Raw genomic sequence first — 18,476 nt, 5'->3', positions numbered from 1 at the left:
AATACAGACACCGCTAATGGCAGGAATGGCTTTCCCGAATCATCTAATCCGGAGCGTCACGCCGAGGGTCTTGCCGTTCTCCTCGATAATTCGCAGTGTCGTATCGTCGATGCCGTCTGGCACCGAGACGTCTGCTGAAAGCGTGAGATGTGCCGAGGAGCCTTTTTGGTCGTAGAGACGCTGGAGTATCTCCTCGACGATGTTCCCGACGTCAGAGCCTGCCGACCATTGGTCAAGAGTCGCCTCGAGCTCGACCTCGGTGAAACGAGGCCTCTTCGGCTCTTCTCCATGGGCATTGGGCTTGCCGTCCATGCGCGAAGAGTCTCCCTGTCGCACTTCTGGACCCGGCGGCGTATCATCGCCTACGTCCGAGCCTCCCCCATCGTGGCTGTGATCGAAGGCGAGCTGCTCGAGTGCCGCCTCGCGGGAGACGATGATGCCATTCCGCATGTCCACCATCGGGCGTTCCCCAAGTCTGAGACCGAGGAAACGCCCATCGCTGCCCTCTCCGTCAGCATATCCGAAGTAGTCCCTGCTCTTGACCGCCTGCTCTATGGATGCCTTGAGCACTTCCTCGGAGGCAAGCGTCTGGAGGTAGCTGTATCTGCAGTAGTCGTTCCAGATTTCCGGAATATGCGCACTCTCCCGCTCGGCGAGCAAGATGTCGTCGAGGTCCCTTTGGAGCATGAAGGGGGAGAAGGCCTGCGCAACCAAGCCATCGGAGACAGCACGATTCCAGGCCCGCTTGGAGATCTGGTCGCCGCCGTCGATGCCACAGCTGTCCCACTCGACCTTGGATATGTCGCCCCTGTCTTGCGTCGGGAAAACGAGGTGCTTGAATGCGCCGAGGACGAGGCGTTTCGCACGCGATGTCGCGTTCTTCAGCTTCCCGCGCATGTCCTCGACGGCATGGCGGGTGAGCTCCATCGCATCCGACTCCCGGTCGATGCTCTTCCAGGCCAGCTCCCGGCGGACGGCGTCCCTCGCATCCGACAGGGCCGTCTTGTCCGCAGCGACGAAGAGCAGCATGTTTCTATTGGAGCGCATCGTGCCTCCGCACATGCTCAGGCAGTCAGCCGCCCACGCCACGGCATCCGAGCGGGAGAGGTCCCTAGACATCGTCTTTGAGGGAGGGAGGATCGCAAGCGCGAGGTATGGTGCATCTGGCACCTCGTTGCTTGACTTCGGGCAGGTGTAGACGGAGTGGAAGCCCGTCCTGGAGGACCTCTCGGATTCCCGCACTATTTCGACGATTCGCTCTTCGATTGCCTCCGCGCTCTGGCTGCTTGCGCGGTCTCTTGCCATCTTCTCGAGTGTCGGGTGGGTGTCATACCAGAACCGGGTCCCGGAGGTGTAGAGGTAGCTCAGCTCGTCGCGCATCTTAGCCAGCGCGTCATCATAGATCGTGACGCTTGTTCCGGGGACGGCGGCGCCGAGGCGTATGTCGGATGCATCGAGACCCCTCAGGCTCTCTCCGCGTGATGTTGGTGCGCTCCCCAGGAACACCGTCCTGGCCACCCTGCGTGCGGCCTTGGGACGGGAGAACCGGCTATTGTTGCGGTCTATTGTGGATGGCACCGAGTTGCTACCATCGACGTCGGTGTCCACGATGGCGTTCCAGGCCGGGTCGAGGTACTGGAAGATCTCCTCGCTGATCCGCGAGTCGGAGAAGTCCACGGACCCCGGCATGATAAGCGGGTCGGCGTCGTTTGCCTCCCAGAGGTTGTGGATGACGGTCGCCATGAGCCGAAGCACCCCGCGGGTTCTCTGGAAGTTCTCGAGTGTGCTCCAGTCCTCATAGAGCCTGTCGAAGAGCTGCGGGTGCACGGGGTAGCACCGGAGGATCCTGTCCCTGTAAGAGGGGTCCCGGCACTCCACGGGGAACTTGTCGGGCGCCTCCGCGTAGTACTCCATGAACGCGTCGGCGACGGGTGCGGCGAGGCTCTCGTCGTAGCTTCCGAAGAGGCGCTTCTTCACGATCTCGAAGCCCTCCTCGTTGGAGGCGGCCCGCCAGATCGCGTTCACGCGCCCGAAGATGTGCTCGACGCGCTCGAAGGCTTCCCTGCCCCCGGTTCCGCCCTGCTCCCTGTCGCTCTCTGCGAGCGAGGCCACGAGAATGCAGTCATCCGTGCGCTTCACGGCCTCGGTGAGCTGCTGCATGAAGGTGAGGACGCTGTCGAACGTGCCTGCAGGAAGGTTCCTCGAATCGTTGCCGTAGAGGTTTGCCGCGTAGCGCACGAACTCGTCCATGAGGATGACGCAGGGGCCGATTTCCTTGAAGAACCTCGTCAGGGCGTCGGTGCCGGGGGCGACGCCCTTCGAGTCCGCAGATCGGAGGATGCCGTAGGGGGCGGGATCTCCTTTCTGGAGGCAGAGCTGGTAGGCCATCTCCCCCCAGAGCGTGTTCACCTTACCCGACAGGAACGGCGGGTTCTTCGATGACGAGGGGTCGAGGTCCGTGCCAACGAGCGTCGCGACATACACCCTTTCCGGCAGTGACTGGACCCCTGCCGCGTCCATCACCTCAGCGACCCCCGGCAGCTCGCGTGCTATCTTCGAGGTGCGCATGAGATGGTAGACCGCGAGCATGCTGTGCGTCTTGCCGCCGCCGAAGGCGGTCTTCAGCTCGACGACGGGGTCGCCCCCGCCGGAAGCCCCGGAGACCCTTCGCATTACGTTAGCGAGGAGGGACCTCATGCCCTCCGTGATGTACGTTCTCGAGTAGAACTCCTTGGGGTCCTGGTACTCGAAGCCAGCCTCACCCTTGGCGACCGATGCGAGGTCGAGCGCGAACTCTGCGGTCTTGAACTGGCCGCGCGCAACGTCGTCCTTGGGGGCGACGACGCTCCTCCATGGACGAAGCGTCCCGAGCACCTCGCTGCCGCCCTGTGTCGGCGTGGGCGTGACGGCACTCCAGGATGCCGCCTTCGATACGGGAGCGACTGGCTCCGCCGTGACAGCATTTCTCTCCATCACGGAGCGCCGGTAGTCTCGGATGGCGACTGCCGTCTCGGGGTCGATCTGGTCCATGAGAAGCGCCATGGTGTCGAGAGCGCGCGTCGTCTCTTCGTCGGAGAACCCGTCGCCCGTGCGGTGCGCCCAGGTATTCCTCGTGTCTATGAGTTCCCTCACCCAGGATTGGGACCTCCTGTCCATCACGGGGCGGAAGACGTCCTTCCATGACTGTACGATGAGCCTCAGCATGAGGAGGATGTCCAGCGAATCGATGCGCACGGTGTCATCCGTTGAGTCGGCTGCAACATCACGCCGCTGGTCCTCGTAGAGGTGCGCCATCACTCCTTCCTCCCACCAGCTGTCGTGGTAGTTGCGGATCATCTCGCGCATTATGAAGGCGCCGAGCGTCGGGCGCATGGCATCAAATGCGCTTCCGATGAGAGAGTTGTTGTCCATCTCGAGCTTCATCCAAACCACCTATCCTAAGCGTCCACATCATGTCCAAGGTCAAAGTCCAGGCGCTCCTGGACCGGACGGTGCCGTCTCATGTCTTCGGCACGCTCCGTTATGTCTCCCCAGGATGTCACAAGATCGTTGAAGAGCTGTGCGTCCTCGCCTCTGCCGGATCGTTCCGCGCTCTGGAAGAGGAGATATGCGAGCGACTTCGTGCGCTCTGCCCGGGCGTCGTCGAACTCGGAGGCGGCTCTGGCAGCGGCTGCAACTCCGTCACGCGATTCGAGTGCGCCTACCTCCGCCATGAGGTCACTCCAGCAGGACGGCGCGAGGCGGGCCCGAGCGAGGTCCGCGACCTCGGTCGGCCTCACGAGCCTCACCTTGCCGCCGCCGCTTGCAAGGACTCCCGCGTGCGAGAGCGCCTCAAGGGAGGCGCCCCTTGCGTTCTGGAGCACCTGGGCATCCCCGAAGGGTCCCTCGTCGAATCCGTGCTCCGCGTACCATGTAATGCAGAACCGCGTCTCTCCGTCCAGGTCCTCTCCGCTCTCGCCCATGAGGGCGTCGAGCTGCTCGTTTATGATGCCGAGCGCCACGTGCACGCTCATCGGGGTGCCGTCCGCCTCGAGGACCTCGGAGTACTTCGAGAATGCCGCCATGCCCGGACCGATGGCCGCCTGGGCGAGGTCCACGGGGGCGATTGATCCGCCCTGCATTTCAGCGAGGCCGTCGCGCAGGTTACGCCGCAGGGCGCGGAGAAACTCAGGGCGCGACGCGATGGGGGCGTCCTCGGGACGGCGGCGGCAGACGAGGACGATGGAGGACGCGAGGGCGTTCACCTTCCCCTTCAATGCAGTCGTCAGCTCGGTTCTCATCGGCCAGGTTCCGGTGATGAGCAAACCGGCATCAATGAGAGCCTGAAGCATGGTCTCCCAGCCGGATGATGTACGTCCATCGTTCGTATTCTCAGAAATGACTGAGGACCTCCAGCATAGCCGCAGGAATTCCTGTCGCCTCCGAACCGCACAATGAGGATGAAGCGTTGATGCATCCGAGAGGGCGGAGGACAGGATGGCAAAGGGGCATGCAGGCGGGCTGAGCAGGCATGAGTGCGAGAGCAGGGGGACGCTCATGGACCTCCTGGAGAGGTATCCGGACGAGGAGTCGTGCGAGAGGAGGCTCCTCGAGGAGAAGTTCCCTGGAGGGTTCGTATGCCCCGTGTGCGGCAATACCGCCTGCTCGAAGGTGCATGGACGGGCACACAAGTGGCAGTGCACCAAGTGCTCGCACCAGTTCTCGGTCACGGCAGACACGATGATGGAGGGCACCCACCTGCCCCTAAGGAAGTGGTTCGTGGCGATATGGCTCATGTCCAGCCAGAAGGCAGGCGTGAGCGCATGCGCCCTCCAGCGCCAGATAGGCTGCAGCTCGAAGACGGCAGGAAAGGTGCTCGCGAGGATACGCTGCGCGATGGCCGGATCGGAGTGCGTTCAACGTGCTCAGTGCTGACTGCGTGGAGGCCGACGACTTCTATATCGGGACGAAGGCCCATGGCACGAGCGGAAGGGGCACGGAGCAGCAGCCGATGCTCGCGGCCGTGGACAGGGCGCCTGCCGGGAAGGGCTCCTGCGTCATCCGCTGCGCCGAGGACTGCTCGGGAGACTCGTGGAGGCAGTTCGGGCACGACCATCTCTGCCACACGTCGAGGATACGTGCGGATGCCTGGAGCGGCATAGCGGCAGGGCTCTCCTCCTTCCGCGGCCTCGAGCAGAAGGTTTACGACGGGTCGGACGGCGATGCCTCCCTTCCCATGGTCCACAGGGTCATCTCGAACTTCAAGGCGTATGTGGAGGGCGCCTTCCACGGCCTTCCCAAGACGCACATGCAGTCATATGCCGACTCGTTCAGCTGGCGCTACAGCCACCGGAGCTCCTCCGATGCATGCAGGGACCTCCTCCACGAGATGTGCCTCTTCCACGTCCCGCTCTCGGACATCGCCGCCACCGCGACGGTCCAGCCGAAGATGCCTGCGATCTTGCCTAAGCAGCTTACAGTTCAGGAAGCCTAACTATGCTGCAAGTCCTTAGTCATTTTCTCAGATTGCTTATAAGCGTAGTAGACGGTCATCGGATAGTCGTCCGACATTGCATAAGACAGCCGGGTAAAGGTCTCTCGCATGCCATTCTCGAAGAAGGACTTCGCTTCTTCGGCACCGCCCTCGAAACGCCAGGGGATGGCAACGAGTTCCTCGGCCTTGGGTGTAAGCATGGTGCCAAATGTATCAGGCCATACGTCTTTCAGGCTTCGTCGCATCCAGACATAAAAGTAGTCAGAGAGGTCTGAGTAATCGATGTTGTCGTAATAGGGCGGATCAGTCGAGATGAGGAGGTTGGACAAGCCTTCTGTCTTCGTAGAATCACGTTGTATCGCGTCGCATTCTGGAAGAGATGGCAGCGTCTTAATAGATTCAACAATCTGGCCTACCATGCTATGGAACGAACCCGATGATGTAGATAGAGGGTTTACTTCCGCATAATCCCATGTCATAGGAATCGCCTGACGCCTCATCGTATTAGCCATCGTCTCGCGAGTGGTATGCCATATGCAGATTGATGAGCAGTAATCTGCTTCCTTATCTACCATGAAGGCAAGGTATACCGATATGCTTTCACCATAGGCCCGTGCGCCAGTGCCACCATCCCTGAGGCTTATATGATCATCAGCCAAACCTGCGGCAATGGCATCTGATTCGATGGTTGGTCGCATGGCCATGACAAGGCCTGAGAGCGTAGTGAGAGCTGTCAGCTGGCGGTTGGTGAAGAGCTTGTCAAAGGTATCGAAGCCATACGTAACGCACGAACCGCCCGTATACTTCTTTGCCAGCTTCCCCATTGGAGAACCAGTCGGCTTCCGAACCTGAGCGTTATAAGTGTCTTCGTCGCGAGGGCTCGAGTACCATCTTCCCTTGCCAAAGGGACTCTCGCTCACGATGGCCATGAGATGGTTGCCTAGCCCATGCTCACGACTCTCTGCACGTATATGATCGAGCGAGATGGGTGCGCCACAGTGCAAGCAAACTGCACCATTGCGATCAACCGTACTGTCGTGCACATGGGCGAAGTCGGCGGGTCTGCCATCACCTTCAAAGTGCACCACGTAGCGCATCTCGCCATCTGCGGCGATGGGGTCAATGTAGGCGCGGTGTTTTGCCTTCTTGGAGAGCCAGAAGGACTTCACGAGCGGGGTCTCGTGTCGGCAGGCAGGGTTCGGACAGGTCACGGTGCGCGCCCAGATGTAGGCGATGGGCGTGGCCCTCTTGTTCACGCCTCCTCTCGTCACCTCGACGTCGGGGTAGTTCTGTCCTATCCGCTCCTTGGCCTTCTCGCGCATGAGGTTGGCGTAGTACTCCACGTCGGCGGCAAGCCCGGTAGCGCGCGGGTAGGTGCCCGCAAGGCCGCGGCTCCTGGCCTCGGGGTTCACGGGGTCCTGCCCGCAGAACCTGGCCGGAATGTCGATCATCGCGCGGTTGATAGTTACTGGGATTGGGTTCAGGTCCGCCGCATGTGCCACCAGGCCGAGGCGCTGGGCCTCGAGGGGAAGGGCACCGCCTCCCGCGAAGGGGTCGAGGAACTCGGGCAGCTCGCCATTCGGCGCATATTTCTTCATCTCTGCACGGGCCTCGTCGTAGAGGGCCTCGTCGCCGATGTTGTCCCAGTCTGCCAGTCTTCTTATGATTCCGAAGAGACGCTCGCGTTCCTTGTCCTGCTCCTCCTCCGTGGGGAAGAGCTCCGGGTGCTCGCCGGGGTCGTCCACCATGCTCGCGAAGATGACGCAGCGCGCCGCCGCCAGGGGGCGCCGAGCCCACCACAGATGCAGTGTCGAGGGGTGGCCCTTCCTAATGGACTTCTCCCTCACGGCCTGAGCGTTGATCTCGTCTAGGGGGATGGAGGTCTCTATCAGCTTCTTCTTGTACATTTCCCGTCCTCGATGTCATATGTCTCGCACGATGCCGCCCGCTCCTCGAGCATGCTCAGCTTGTACGGATAGGAGTCGAGCGCAGGGTTGTAGTCGTCCTGCACCGCGCCGAAGTAGTAGGTGGTCCTTGTTCCCCTCCCGAGCGGCCTCGTCACTGCGAGCACGAAGGTGTCGCTGTTTCCGGCAGCCTTGCGGACCTCGTTCGGGGAGAGCGTTACGGTGTCGGCATCCTCCCGGATGCCCTTGCTTTCGATGAATCTCCAGTCTCCGGTCCCGTCCAGGCGCTCGACGTATGACTGGATGTCCCAGCCCATATTTTGCCTGGAGACGTCCTCTGGGTCGTGGTGCAGGTGACGCTCGATGCGCATCACCGCGTCCATGCCCCGCTCCTCCGACGCCTTGCGCGCCTCGAACAGGTCCCTTGCTGCCTCGGCACTGGTCGAGATAGCCCTCGACGGAATCACGACCGCGGCAGATACCAGCTTGAGCGGTTTGGGGCGCACCATGCGCTCGCCCTCGAGCTCCTTAAGCCTCGTGTCACGCCTCGCAATAAGCGACTCGAGCTCCCGCTTCTTGTTCGCAGCCGTGGGCCGCGCGCCCTCTTCTCCGCTGCGCGCCCGCTCGGCCCACCTCTCCTTCTCGGTGCTTGCGGTTGCTATAGCGTGATTGAGCCTTTGCCGGACTGCCTCCTCGACCTTGTCAACCCTCGCAGCGCGCTTCTCGGAGATCTCGCGCACGTCATGGGCGACCGGTCCGTCCATGAGAATCCTTTCCGCCCGTTCCTCTCCATCGCGGCCCAGCCCCAGCGGGTCGAGCGCACCTGTTTCCAGCCGCGCCAACTCCTCCTTGCTTGGCGGCCTGTAGTCGATGTAGGGCGCCTGTCCGAATATGACCGGCTCCTTGCCCCGCTCGACCTCTACGTAGTACAGGCGCCGCTCGCAGACCTGCCCGCAGCCGTCCACGAGTGTGAGGAGGTACGTAAGGAGCTCTCGCGGCGCGAGCGTTCGGTTGGCGTCATCGATCAGAATAGAGCCTCTGCCGAGGGACTCCCCATGCTTTGCGAGGATCTCCTCGACAGCAGCGTCAAGGAGCGGGTGTCCCACGCAGACGAGGTCCGTCTTGCCTGGTTCCTTGACGTCGCCCTTGTCGAAGGCAAGCGAAGCGTAGCCCTCCGCAAGCGGCCTCTTCACACCGGAAGAGCTCACACGTAGTGCCAGGGGTACCTTCCCCTTCCTTATACGGTAGGTACCATCCCCGTTGGAGACCATGTGTCCGCCGAGGTCTTCCACAGCACTCGCGAAGAAGCTTCGGATGTAGTGCGGCTGCAGGCGCATGGCGTTCGCACGCTCGATATCCTCCCTCACCCTCCTGACGTCCTCGACGTCGAGCGAGTCGGTCGCTAGGACGTCGGTCGCCATGAGGTCCTTCAGCCTGTCGGTGTCGAGTGAGCTGTCAATCACCGTGTCGAGATAGCTCTGCCGCTCTGGCGTGCTGTCCCTGCGGATCGCGTCGAGGAGCAGCTCGCTCAGCGTCTTGTCATCGTAGGTGACCTGCCCGAGCACGTCGAACACCCTTCCATGGAGGGTCTCTGACTCCTGTTCGAGCTTCTGGAAGAGCCTGTGCCAGACCTCGCCCTCGCGGGTCCCGTCCGCAACCAGGTTGTACATGTAACAGGTGTGCCTCTGCCCGATGCGGTGTATGCGCCCGAAGCGCTGCTCGATGCGGTTCGGATTCCAAGGCAGGTCGTAGTTGATGAGGATGTGAGCTACCTGGAGGTTGATTCCCTCCCCTGCGGCATCCGTTGCGACGAGCACGCTGACGTCGTCGTCCTGCTTGAAGTCCGCCTCGACCTGTCTGCGCTGGTCACGGTTCATGCCACCGCGGATCGTGCGGAGACGTCCCGCAGAGCCAAGGTAGCTCGATAGCTTTCCCTCGAGGTACTCCAGCGTGTCTGTGTACTCGGTGAAGACGATGAGCTTCTCGCGCTTCCCGTCGTGTCCCTTCATCTGCTCGCTTTCGAGGAGCCTAAGCAGCTCGTTCCACTTCCTGTCCTCGCCTCTGTGGTAGACATCGGAGGCCTCGGATTCGAGTGCTTTCAGCTCAGCGATCTCCGACTCGAGCTCGTCGAGCGTCTCGGATGCCGTCGCGTCATCCAGGACCAACGTGTCGTCGTCCTGCGCCTCGTCGATGTCCTCCTCGTCCCAGTCGTCCCAATCGGCCCAGAACTGTTCGTCCATGCCCACGCCACCATGAGGATGAACAGTGTAAGTGCCGTGCTCCCGGACTTCCCGGGCCAGCCTTTCGAGACGCAGACGGCGGCGCTCGATTGACTTCCACGCTGCCATGGGGGACGACGCAAGCCTCCTCTGAAGGGAGGTCAGCGCGAACCCCACCGCGTTCCGGCGGTCCTGGCGCACTATTCTATCCGCCCTGTTGAAGCCCTCTCGGACGTATTCTGTGACATGCTCGTAGAGCGACTGCTCTCCTGCCGAGAGTGTGTACGCGGAGGTTCTGGCCTCCCGGATCGGGAACAGGGGCTTGCCCTCGAAGGTGAGGAGCTCCTCCTTCTGGAGGCGGCGCATCATGCCGTCCGTGTTCCTCGCAAGGCCAGCGCCTGTTCCTCCCTCGAACCTGTCCCGGTCGAGGAGCTTCATGAACTCCTGGAAGTCTCCCTCCTTGCCGTTGTGCGGCGTTGCCGTCATGAGGAGGAGGTTTCTGGTGTGGTCGCGTAGCAGCTCGCCGAGACGGTAGCGCCGGGTTGCGTCCACCTTGCGCCCATTTCGGTGTGCTGCCATCTTGTGTGCCTCGTCAACCACGACGAGGTCCCACTCTACCTCCCCAAGCATCGCCTTGAGCCTCTCGTCACGGGCGAGCTTGTCCATCGAGGCGACCATGAGCGGGATGTCCCTGAAGGGGTTTCCCGAGCGTGTGGAGTCGACGACGTCATTCGTCAGCATGCGGAACTCGAGGCCGAACTTCGGCCCAAGCTCGTCCTCTACCCACTGCTGAACCAGGCCTCCCGGGCAGACGATGAGGCAGCGCTCCACCTCTCCGCGGATCATGAGCTCCTTGATGAGGAGCCCAGCCATGATAGTCTTGCCGGCACCAGGGTCATCCGCCAAGAGGAACCGCAACGGCTGTCGGGGCAGCATATCCTCGTAGACAGCAGTTATCTGGTGTGGCAAAGGCTCGATGAGCGATGTGTGCATGGCCAGGCGGTTGTCGAATGCATAGGAGTACCGGATGCGCAACGCCTCGGACGCCAATAGAAAGGAGCTTGCGTCGGCATCGAACCGGTGCACCCCGTCACCTGCAACCTCTGCGACTTTATCCAAGTCCTCAGAGAAGAGGACTACCGAGTCGTAGCTCCCATCAAGCTTCTGGAATACAACGCTGACAGAGTCGTTCGACGGTTTGACGGCGATAATCTCTACCGCCTCGGTCGGGACTATGCCTGTGACGTGCATGCCGGGAGTGAGCGACTTGATATCCAAAGCAACCTATTCTAACTGCAGATAACAAAAAAAACACTACGGTATTATTGCAGACGTCTAAGGACTTGGCATCAAATATTCTGCGGATTGACAGCGCTGCCCCCGTTTCGCGCGAGTCATCATGGCACCGGGGCTGGAGGGAGCAGCTCGCGACGGCAGGGGAGCTGGCGGCGTCCAAGGTGGGCGTCAACGGAGCCACGAGGTGGATGAGGGTGGGCGACGGCCTCGTGGACGTCTCGCGGCTCGAGGACGTCCGCGCCTCGCTTGACGACGGGCCATCCGATCTGCCAGCCGTGAGCCTCGTATTCATGTGGCGCGTGCGTGCTACCGTCACGCCATCGTTGGAACCCGGACTCGGAGGTGCGTCATGAGACGGTTCTTCTTGGCCCTAGGCAGGATCACGCTCGCCGTCCTGTGGGGGTTCCTGCGCGTCCTCCTCTGGGCGGTAAGACTCGCGCTGCGTGCCGTGTTCTGATGAGCGCTTCCGCCACGGTACTGAATCTTAGGCCGATTCCCACACGTTATTGGGAGCACCTACGCCAAGGAGTCTAATGAGACCTCGATTCCATCGCTCACCGCATCGATTCTGCCGCGGGCGAAAGAATCCTTGACCTCTTCCATCGGGTGATAGTCTGATATCAGAAATACAGCTGCTATATCGCTCGTCTCCGTACAATCTCCCATCTTTGGCGAAGGCGTTGCAATGAGTTCGGCAATGCCGACCACTGTTATGTTAGCCATGCACTTCGAAAGGCGGATCTTGGCCATGAGTGGCGAATCAGCAAAGCTGGCAACCGACGGTGTCAGCTCACTCGTCCAGTACGACATCTCCTTCCAGAAGTGCACTCCCCTTCTGGGTACCCCCTCGCTCACCCTTGGCAATGAGGCGTCACGGGGCAAAGAAACCTCCGCGGACATCCACGAGACGCTCGAAGATGAGGTCGATTGGGATCCAAGCGTGGACAAGGCCGACAGGCTTGACTACCTCGTTGCTGCCGCGAGTGGAGTGATTGCAGGCCTCGTTGACGTTTTTTGGGTCGGGGAATTCTCGCTCGACCGCGCGAACCGTTGGGGAAAGGACCAGGTCGAGCGCTTTGTGATAAGGGTTGCGAGGAGCGAGGGATACGAAGGGGACGACCTCGCCGGAGCCATACGGAAACTGGAGAAGAATCATCCTTTCGCTGCTGACGGCAACACGAATGACTTCGGCGGCGGTCTGCAGCACCACCTCAGGGACTTCTCTCACCACTTCGGCATCGACGGACTATTCTTCTCGATGTTCACCCAGTTCACCGGGCTCGTGGTGGGTACGGACGTATCTGGCGCCCTGAGAGTCGCGCCCGTGCCAGAGTCTCATAGGCCCCTCATCGGAAAGAACCTCCAGGAGAAGATCGCCTTCGGGACTATCGGCTGGTTCTTTCATATGGTGAGCGACATGGCCGGCTCAGGCGGCTCGCTCATGGGCGGCACCGGCATCCCGGGACCCATCGTTTCCCTCATAAAGGATGTTTCTGCCCTTCCCTTCTTCAGGGAGGCAAGCGCGGAGGAGCCTGGCCTACGCCTTTGGGTGAGTAGGCTGTTCAATGGGACCCTGCTCGCGGACCATGACGAAAATGGGAGGATCGTGAAGGGGACCGCTCGCAAGTTCGACCTTCGTACGGAGATTGGCATGCTGGAGGAGACAGGCAGGCAGGCCCTTCCCGTTCTGGTCAATCAGTGCGTCGTGCGGGGATTCTACTTTTGCCGCAGAGTGGCAAGGGAAATCAGAGACTTGGATATCCATGGGGTTGCTGAGCTCGGTCGCATCGCCCCCAAGGACATCCTTCCCTGGGGCACCCCCGCGATGCGCCGCATGGTCACTGTGTCGACCGGCATCTTCGTCGGCGTCGACATCGCGGATGCGGCCGTGCGCTCCATCGCAAGCAGGGATCCCGTCAAGTTCTTCCTGCGGGTCAACTACGTCGGCATTGCGACGTTCACCATCGCATGCGTGGTAGATGTTCGCGCCACGCTAGAGAACGAGGCTTCGACCTCCGAAGAAGGCCCGGAAGAGACGTACGAGCGCGGTCTCGCGGACCTTGGATGTCTCAAGCTGGACTTCATGCAGGCCCGAATTCTCCACTCGATAGAGCATGCGATAGTGGCCTATGACATAACTGCGGAGGAGTATCCGAAGCGTGCAGCAAGGAAGAGGGCATGGCTAAAGAAGTGGAGTAAACAGGTCGTCGATGCGGTGAGCCTTGTCTGGGCAGCGGACGCTGGATACTTCTTTCCAGACGATGCGCTATACGCGAAAATCGGATCGCGCATCGGTGACGGGGAGGACACTTCATGGCTATGGCTCGTCGCAATGGAGGCGAGACGTTTCAGGCCATACGGGCCACTGTGCCGCGACGACGACGGTGAGTACAAGGGGCTCAAACCGTGCTCGGACTACCTAAACGATGTGTTCTGCATTCGCCAGGACGTAACAGGAACCAAGGAACTCGCTGACCTTGGGCACGCAGTGGACGGGGCGAGGGCCAGACTGGATGGGTCCAGAGAAAGACTTGTTGCGGGTGTCGCCTGCACCGCAATCATTATGGCCGCTACCGGCGGGCTTGCCGCCTGCTTTGCCCCGGCCATTGCTCCAACCCTCGCCGCCGCGCTCGGACTTGAGGCTTCCGCCCTACACGGAGCGGCGCTCGCGAGCGCAAGCCTTGCATTCCTCGGTGGCGGAGCGATTGCCGCAGGTGGCGCCGGGATGGCGGGCGGAACGATGCTTATCGCCGGCGGAGGTGCTCTTTTGGGTGCGGCCGGAGGCACGGGCCTGACCACGGCGGCCTCGCTGGCGCTTGCTACCGACGGGAGATATGTCCTGGAGGAGTGCTCGAAGCTTGAGGCATTTTGCCAGACAGTTCTCCTCGACCGCAATGATGACGTGCACTCAGTGTCCTCCATCTATGCAAGCCTTTGCAGAAGGATTGTCGAACTCGAGGCTGAGTCGGAGTCAGTCAGGCTCGCCATACCTGGCGAAGGGAACGACCCGCATGGGAAAGACGACACCGAAGAAGGCATGTCCGCTAAGGACATGATCAAGGCAATCAACCGAACTATCAAAGTGATGAGCAAGTGCCGGAATGACCTCGCTGCTGCCCTGGGGGAGACGAATCAAGAGTTTTCTCTGCTCCCATGGCCATCGCGATGAGCCCATACCTGACGCCGCGAGCCCGTAGGGCTACTCTGCCCCCGCATGTGTCTTTGTTAACCTGAACGCGACCCGTCTGCCTGCCGTATTCCTACTTGGTCCTCATGTCCTCCGGTGTTATGCCCTCCGCGGCGATCCGGTAGGCGCCCTCCCTCGCGCTTCCTGCCCTCTCGGAGAGCTGAGCCCTGTCAATATAATGGACAGGGCTCACCGCGGCTGTAGATGCCAAGATAGGCACGCCCGCCGTCTCCGTCACGCTCGGCGGGACCCCATCCGCCAGGACGCTCTCATTCGCGTTCACCGGGCTCAAGGGCGAGCTGGGCGCGACGAGAGCGACCGACGCCACGGTCGCAAGGGGCGCCGACAGAGCGACTCCAGACCTCTCCGCGTACGCCACGAAGGAGTGGGTTTCCTTGCAGTTCCCGGACCCCTCGGGGTGAGCTACTGATGGGAATGGGAACCATCGCCGAGTCCGTTTTTAGCGACATCGCGAACGCGATCCGCGAGCAGAACGGTGGCAGCGCGACCTACAGGCCGGCGGACATGGCGACCGCCGTCGCGGCGCTCGACGGGACGAAGTCGGGCATGGCTGCCACACTCGCGCTAAGAGACGGCGTGTGCGTCGTGCCCGACTCCACCTTCTCCGACATCGCCTCCGCGATACGCGGCCAGAACGAGCTCTTAGCGAAGTACAAGCCCGGTGGGATGGCGCAGACGATTCGCGACCTCTCCTGGGACGCGGGGCTCAAGCCGCACGCCGTCCTCTACAACCAGGGTAGGTTCCTCGAGCTCAACTACCTCGTCGGTCCCGGGGTGGCATCGGGATACTGGGATGTGGAGGAATCCTGGGTGGTGTCGGCCGCAGGCTACGCCAAAGACACGGACGTGCCCTGGCACGCCGTACGGGAGCAGATCACCTCCGTCGAGGTCAACCCCTCCTTCAAGGGCGTCTCCTTCCCGGACATCTCGCACTGGTTCCGGGGCATGACCTCGCGCATGAACGTGAGCGGCTTCGACAACATCTCCGGCGTTACCAAGGCTAACCAGACCTTCGCCGGCGACTCGGAGCTGAGGTCGATCTGGTGCGAGTCCCCCTACGCCCCCTCGATCGCGATTGCAAGCATACTCTTCTATGACTGCTGCAAGCTCGTCGGTGGGCACCTCACGGTCGCTACGGACACCGCGGGGAAATCCGCCTTCACGACCGGCGACAACGGCCTGCTCACCTGCAGCGCGGACGACGAGCGCTCCTGGGCCTTCGCGTACCTCTAATCGGGCGACCCCTCGTGGTCAACCGTTCCGGCATGCTAGACGGCGACCGCATCATCGCCGCCTCGGGGACGCTCTGCACGAACGCGCGGTACAAGGCGCTCGGGTCCATGCCGTGGCACGGCCTGCGCGACACCATCACGAGCGTGACCTTCGCCTCCGACCTCGCCAGCGTCAAGGGCCTCTCCATGGACTACTGGTTCTACAACACCAAGTCGCCCGCGATAGCCTTCGACGGCTGGTCGAACGTCCACCCCGTGAGCATAGAGTTCCTCTTCAACAGCTCCGTGAACCTCGAGACGCTCGACCTGTGCGGGCTCGACCCGTCCACAATCCTGAGGTGGAACTACGCCTTCTCGGGGATGTCCTCGCTGAGAAAGATCCTCGCCACCCCCTCGTGGGCGCTTCCGAAGGCGCTCACGACCAAGTCGAACACGTTCTACGCAGACTCCAAGCTCGTGGGCGGCAACGGCACCGCCTACTCGGTCTCGAACACCTCCGCCGACTACGCGGTCATCGACGGCGCAGGCCACGCTGGCTATCTGACCGCAGGGTAAGAGGGTCTAGACCCTCGGTTTAATCATGTCTGGAGTGTTATCGACCACTATGACGACCTGCCCTTCCTTGTCCTCGTACAAGCGCTCTATAAACACCCTCCTGATCCACTTTCCCACGAGATCTCGCGCCGTCTCATACAAATCGTCTCCTGGCTTGAGCACCGCTATCTCCCTGTTTGTAGCGATGATGGCGATGTCCTCCTCTCCGTTGTCAGGACTTTCTTTTCGCGAGATTCTCGCTTTCAGCGGATCGAGCCACATATAACAGACCTTTGTCTTGTACCTGGTCATGTGGAGCGGAATCCTGAGAACTTTAGTGCCGGAGCGAAGCTCTTCTCTGCAATGGTCCTCAACTGACTTAAGTTCGGGGACGATGACCTTCCGCTCTTTGGGGAGGTAATGCTCTTTTGGCCAGTAGAACACACTGCAATCGCCCGTAACTGGCATACCCGCCTGTCTGCAAAGCTCCCAAACCTGCCTTTTAAGTTCCTCGATTTCCTCATCGGTCCACGCCAAGTATTGACAAGACTTATCCGTATACTCACTGATCATCTCACGGATGGTCTCGTTGTCTATTTTTGCCGGGATTGCGCTTCCCTCGCCGCCATTCACTGGCATCGACGCCTGATACCACCACTTTTCGACGTCGCTTACAGAGATCCCCGTGTCATCGGCGAGCTCAAGCCTCGTGCCTCTTGGATGAGCGTTCCTCCAGGCGACCATCCTCTCAAAGGCGAGTCTCTGCTTGCCACGATACGGCACTCGCTCGTACATGACGTTGGAATCGGCCTTGGGCCAAGCCTTCTCCACCTCCGCGCTCTTCAGCCAGAGGGCTTTCGCACAACCTTTCGGTCCTCCCCTTGGGTGCGAGTAGCGCCACTCTGTTATGGCGTGCCTGATTGCGTAACGCCGGGTCAGCTTTCCAGAACTTTGCCTTGGAGCTCTCGGCCGCGTTGTCGTGAACTTGACTTTCTCCACAATAAATTTCGTTCGTGAGATTCCTTCAGGGGTCCCTTTGCCCCATTCGATGTGCAGTGCGTAGCAGTCCCTACCGTGCGCCTGGTAGTAGAGCTGGTTTACAAATTTTGTGGAATCGTAGCCTTGGCTGCCGGTTTTGATCTCTACCACCGCCTTCTCTGACGATAGATCACAGAGCGCCAGACAGCCTTCAGATTGGTTCACCACGAGCTCCTGAGTCATGATTTCCGGGCCAAGCACCTTCTTCAGGAAGTCAGTTAGCGGTCCCAGCTCCGGCTTGATTGCGCGGTCTGCACGAGCAGCAGCCTCGACGACTTCGCTCTGACGGTCAATCGCTTCCAGCTCTGAACTGAGCTGTGTTGCCGTAGGGGACAAACGGATACTCCAGAACTCCTTCATCGCTTCGTTGTTTGAGAGCAGCAGGTCAAATAAGCTTCCCCCATTCGCCCTCATGAGATCGAGCACATCCGCAAGTGCGCACGGTCCCATTTCATCCCGCACCGATTTGGCGGCATGCTCGAGGACGGAGGACGATAGGTAGGTGAGACCGTCGTCCCTTTGTTCTACCGGTATTGGTGCCGATACCCCAGGAAACGACCCGATGTACTCTAGCTTCGACTTGTTCTCGAGAAGCTTCTCGCGCGAATCAATCTTTCTAGCGCGGACTTCAGTATTAATCAGGTGTTCGACGGTTACGCCGGAGATGTTGGTAGGAAACCTTAGGAATTCTTTCGTTGTTTCCTCTGAGAGTTCGAGCTCAAATACGTTCTGAGCTTCCGCATATCTCTTTGGCACTCCGGCGTATTTCCGAAGCCCCGAAAACCTGTCTAGATACGATGCTGGAACCACGTAGTCGTGGTTCATCTTGAACACGTTTCCCTCCGTGACAAGCAGATGACACTCGTCCATCGCTTCGAAGAGTTTCCACTCGAGTATGCAGTCGTTTAATGAGGAGTGAGTGATTGCCACGCCCTCGATGCCGAAAGCCCTGCAGAGGTTGTCTTTCGTTGCCGTAAAGAGCATGCTATTCCCCGAGTGGACCATCCTCTTGAAGTCATAAAAATTCAGCTCGCTCATTCCAGCGAGCCCATGGTCATCGAAGTATTGCTTCAGGAATCGTTCGTCGAAGCCGCGTCCCGAAGCGCCATGCGAACCGCCAAAGGTAAGAATTGTTCTCTCGCGCATCTCGAATTCATCGATCAGCGTGTTGACTTCCTCTTGGCTGAGGGGCTTCTTCCCATCCAAGTCCTCTGGTTTAATCCCGTTTACCCACGCTGCCTCGGGATTGACCTGGTCCTGCTTCTCGAGAGGCAGGAACCTATCGAATGTCCTCCCGTCGTCGGGCTTATAAATCGAGATGGAGAGCAAGTCATCACTTTCCGGCTTTAGCCCATTGGTCTCAAGATCTAAAACAAGGTACTTCTTCGGGTCGACCATCTGCCATCCCTTCAGGTAAAGCAAACTCGAACTCCTTCGATACGAATATTGATTAAATGGCTGAGGACCTCCGGCATAACCGCAGGAATTCCTGTCGCCGCTCCGCTGCATCATATGGATGAACGGCTGATGCATCCGGAGGATCGGGGGACGAGATGGCGAAGGGTCATGCAG

The 18,476-nt window shown here is 60.6% G+C and carries 11 protein-coding genes; 5 read left to right on the top strand and 6 right to left on the bottom strand.

Going from position 1 to position 18,476, the window contains the following annotated elements:
• Nucleotides 1-39 precede the first annotated feature (39 nt).
• Both VXJ24_RS09480 and VXJ24_RS09475 read right to left on the bottom strand, forming a co-directional pair.
• Nucleotides 40-3,423, bottom strand: a complete 3,384-nt coding sequence (locus VXJ24_RS09480; RefSeq protein ID WP_330972679.1) for a DUF499 family protein — start codon at nucleotides 3,421-3,423, stop codon at nucleotides 40-42.
• 14 nt (nucleotides 3,424-3,437) lie between these two features.
• Nucleotides 3,438-4,244, bottom strand: a complete 807-nt coding sequence (locus VXJ24_RS09475) for a DUF8807 domain-containing protein (RefSeq protein ID WP_330972678.1) — start codon at nucleotides 4,242-4,244, stop codon at nucleotides 3,438-3,440.
• A 232-nt stretch (nucleotides 4,245-4,476) separates the two neighbouring features.
• Between VXJ24_RS09475 and VXJ24_RS09470 the strand changes: the two genes are divergently transcribed.
• Complete coding sequence (locus VXJ24_RS09470) at nucleotides 4,477-4,914, top strand: IS1595 family transposase (protein ID WP_330972677.1); 438 nt, start codon at nucleotides 4,477-4,479, stop codon at nucleotides 4,912-4,914.
• Complete coding sequence (locus tag VXJ24_RS09465; RefSeq protein WP_330972676.1) at nucleotides 4,901-5,473, top strand: transposase; 573 nt, start codon at nucleotides 4,901-4,903, stop codon at nucleotides 5,471-5,473. The genes VXJ24_RS09470 and VXJ24_RS09465 overlap by 14 nt, the downstream gene beginning before the upstream one ends.
• On the opposite strand, the gene VXJ24_RS09460 is transcribed toward VXJ24_RS09465, so the two are convergent.
• The 3 genes from VXJ24_RS09460 to VXJ24_RS09450 all read right to left on the bottom strand — a co-directional run bounded on the left by VXJ24_RS09460 (nucleotide 5,470) and on the right by VXJ24_RS09450 (nucleotide 11,642).
• Nucleotides 5,470-7,380 (bottom strand): DUF1156 domain-containing protein, encoded by a 1,911-nt coding sequence (locus tag VXJ24_RS09460; protein ID WP_330972675.1) that lies wholly within the window; start codon nucleotides 7,378-7,380, stop codon nucleotides 5,470-5,472. The genes VXJ24_RS09465 and VXJ24_RS09460 overlap by 4 nt on opposite strands.
• Nucleotides 7,362-10,874: a helicase-related protein gene (locus VXJ24_RS09455; protein WP_330972674.1), complete on the bottom strand. Its 3,513-nt coding sequence runs from the start codon at nucleotides 10,872-10,874 to the stop codon at nucleotides 7,362-7,364. The genes VXJ24_RS09460 and VXJ24_RS09455 overlap by 19 nt, the downstream gene beginning before the upstream one ends.
• 534 nt (nucleotides 10,875-11,408) lie before the next feature.
• The gene (locus tag VXJ24_RS09450) at nucleotides 11,409-11,642 is read right to left on the bottom strand and encodes a hypothetical protein (RefSeq protein WP_330972673.1); all 234 of its coding nucleotides are present in this window, start codon (nucleotides 11,640-11,642) and stop codon (nucleotides 11,409-11,411) included.
• Here VXJ24_RS09450 and VXJ24_RS09445 point away from each other — a divergent pair.
• The 3 genes from VXJ24_RS09445 to VXJ24_RS09435 all read left to right on the top strand — a co-directional run bounded on the left by VXJ24_RS09445 (nucleotide 11,641) and on the right by VXJ24_RS09435 (nucleotide 15,887).
• Nucleotides 11,641-14,061: a hypothetical protein gene (locus VXJ24_RS09445; RefSeq protein ID WP_330972672.1), complete on the top strand. Its 2,421-nt coding sequence runs from the start codon at nucleotides 11,641-11,643 to the stop codon at nucleotides 14,059-14,061. The two genes, VXJ24_RS09450 and VXJ24_RS09445, sit on opposite strands and share 2 nt — an antisense overlap.
• A gap of 705 nt (nucleotides 14,062-14,766) precedes the next feature.
• Nucleotides 14,767-15,333, top strand: coding sequence for a hypothetical protein (locus VXJ24_RS09440; protein WP_330972671.1), 567 nt, complete (start codon nucleotides 14,767-14,769; stop codon nucleotides 15,331-15,333).
• A gap of 14 nt (nucleotides 15,334-15,347) precedes the next feature.
• Nucleotides 15,348-15,887, top strand: a complete 540-nt coding sequence (locus VXJ24_RS09435) for a hypothetical protein (protein WP_330972670.1) — start codon at nucleotides 15,348-15,350, stop codon at nucleotides 15,885-15,887.
• A gap of 6 nt (nucleotides 15,888-15,893) precedes the next feature.
• Here the strand turns inward: VXJ24_RS09435 and VXJ24_RS09430 are convergent, their stop codons facing one another.
• Nucleotides 15,894-18,302, bottom strand: coding sequence for a 3'-5' exonuclease family protein (locus tag VXJ24_RS09430; protein WP_330972669.1), 2,409 nt, complete (start codon nucleotides 18,300-18,302; stop codon nucleotides 15,894-15,896).
• Nucleotides 18,303-18,476: the final 174 nt, after the last annotated feature.

It is taken from the genome of Olsenella kribbiana (genome assembly GCF_036408795.1).
Taxonomy (GTDB): Bacteria; Actinomycetota; Coriobacteriia; order Coriobacteriales; family Atopobiaceae; genus Olsenella_L; species Olsenella_L kribbiana.
This window is presented reverse-complemented; position numbering and strand designations above follow the sequence as displayed.

Coding starts and splice junctions, on each gene's coding strand:
- VXJ24_RS09430 (WP_330972669.1), bottom strand. CDS start 18,302: ATGGTCGACCCGAAGAAGTACCTTGTTTTAGATCTTGAGACCAATGGG.
- VXJ24_RS09450 (WP_330972673.1), bottom strand. CDS start 11,642: ATGGCCAAGATCCGCCTTTCGAAGTGCATGGCTAACATAACAGTGGTC.
- VXJ24_RS09460 (WP_330972675.1), bottom strand. CDS start 7,380: ATGTACAAGAAGAAGCTGATAGAGACCTCCATCCCCCTAGACGAGATC.
- VXJ24_RS09480 (WP_330972679.1), bottom strand. CDS start 3,423: ATGAAGCTCGAGATGGACAACAACTCTCTCATCGGAAGCGCATTTGAT.
- VXJ24_RS09470 (WP_330972677.1), top strand. CDS start 4,477: ATGGCAAAGGGGCATGCAGGCGGGCTGAGCAGGCATGAGTGCGAGAGC.
- VXJ24_RS09445 (WP_330972672.1), top strand. CDS start 11,641: ATGAGTGGCGAATCAGCAAAGCTGGCAACCGACGGTGTCAGCTCACTC.
- VXJ24_RS09440 (WP_330972671.1), top strand. CDS start 14,767: ATGGCGCAGACGATTCGCGACCTCTCCTGGGACGCGGGGCTCAAGCCG.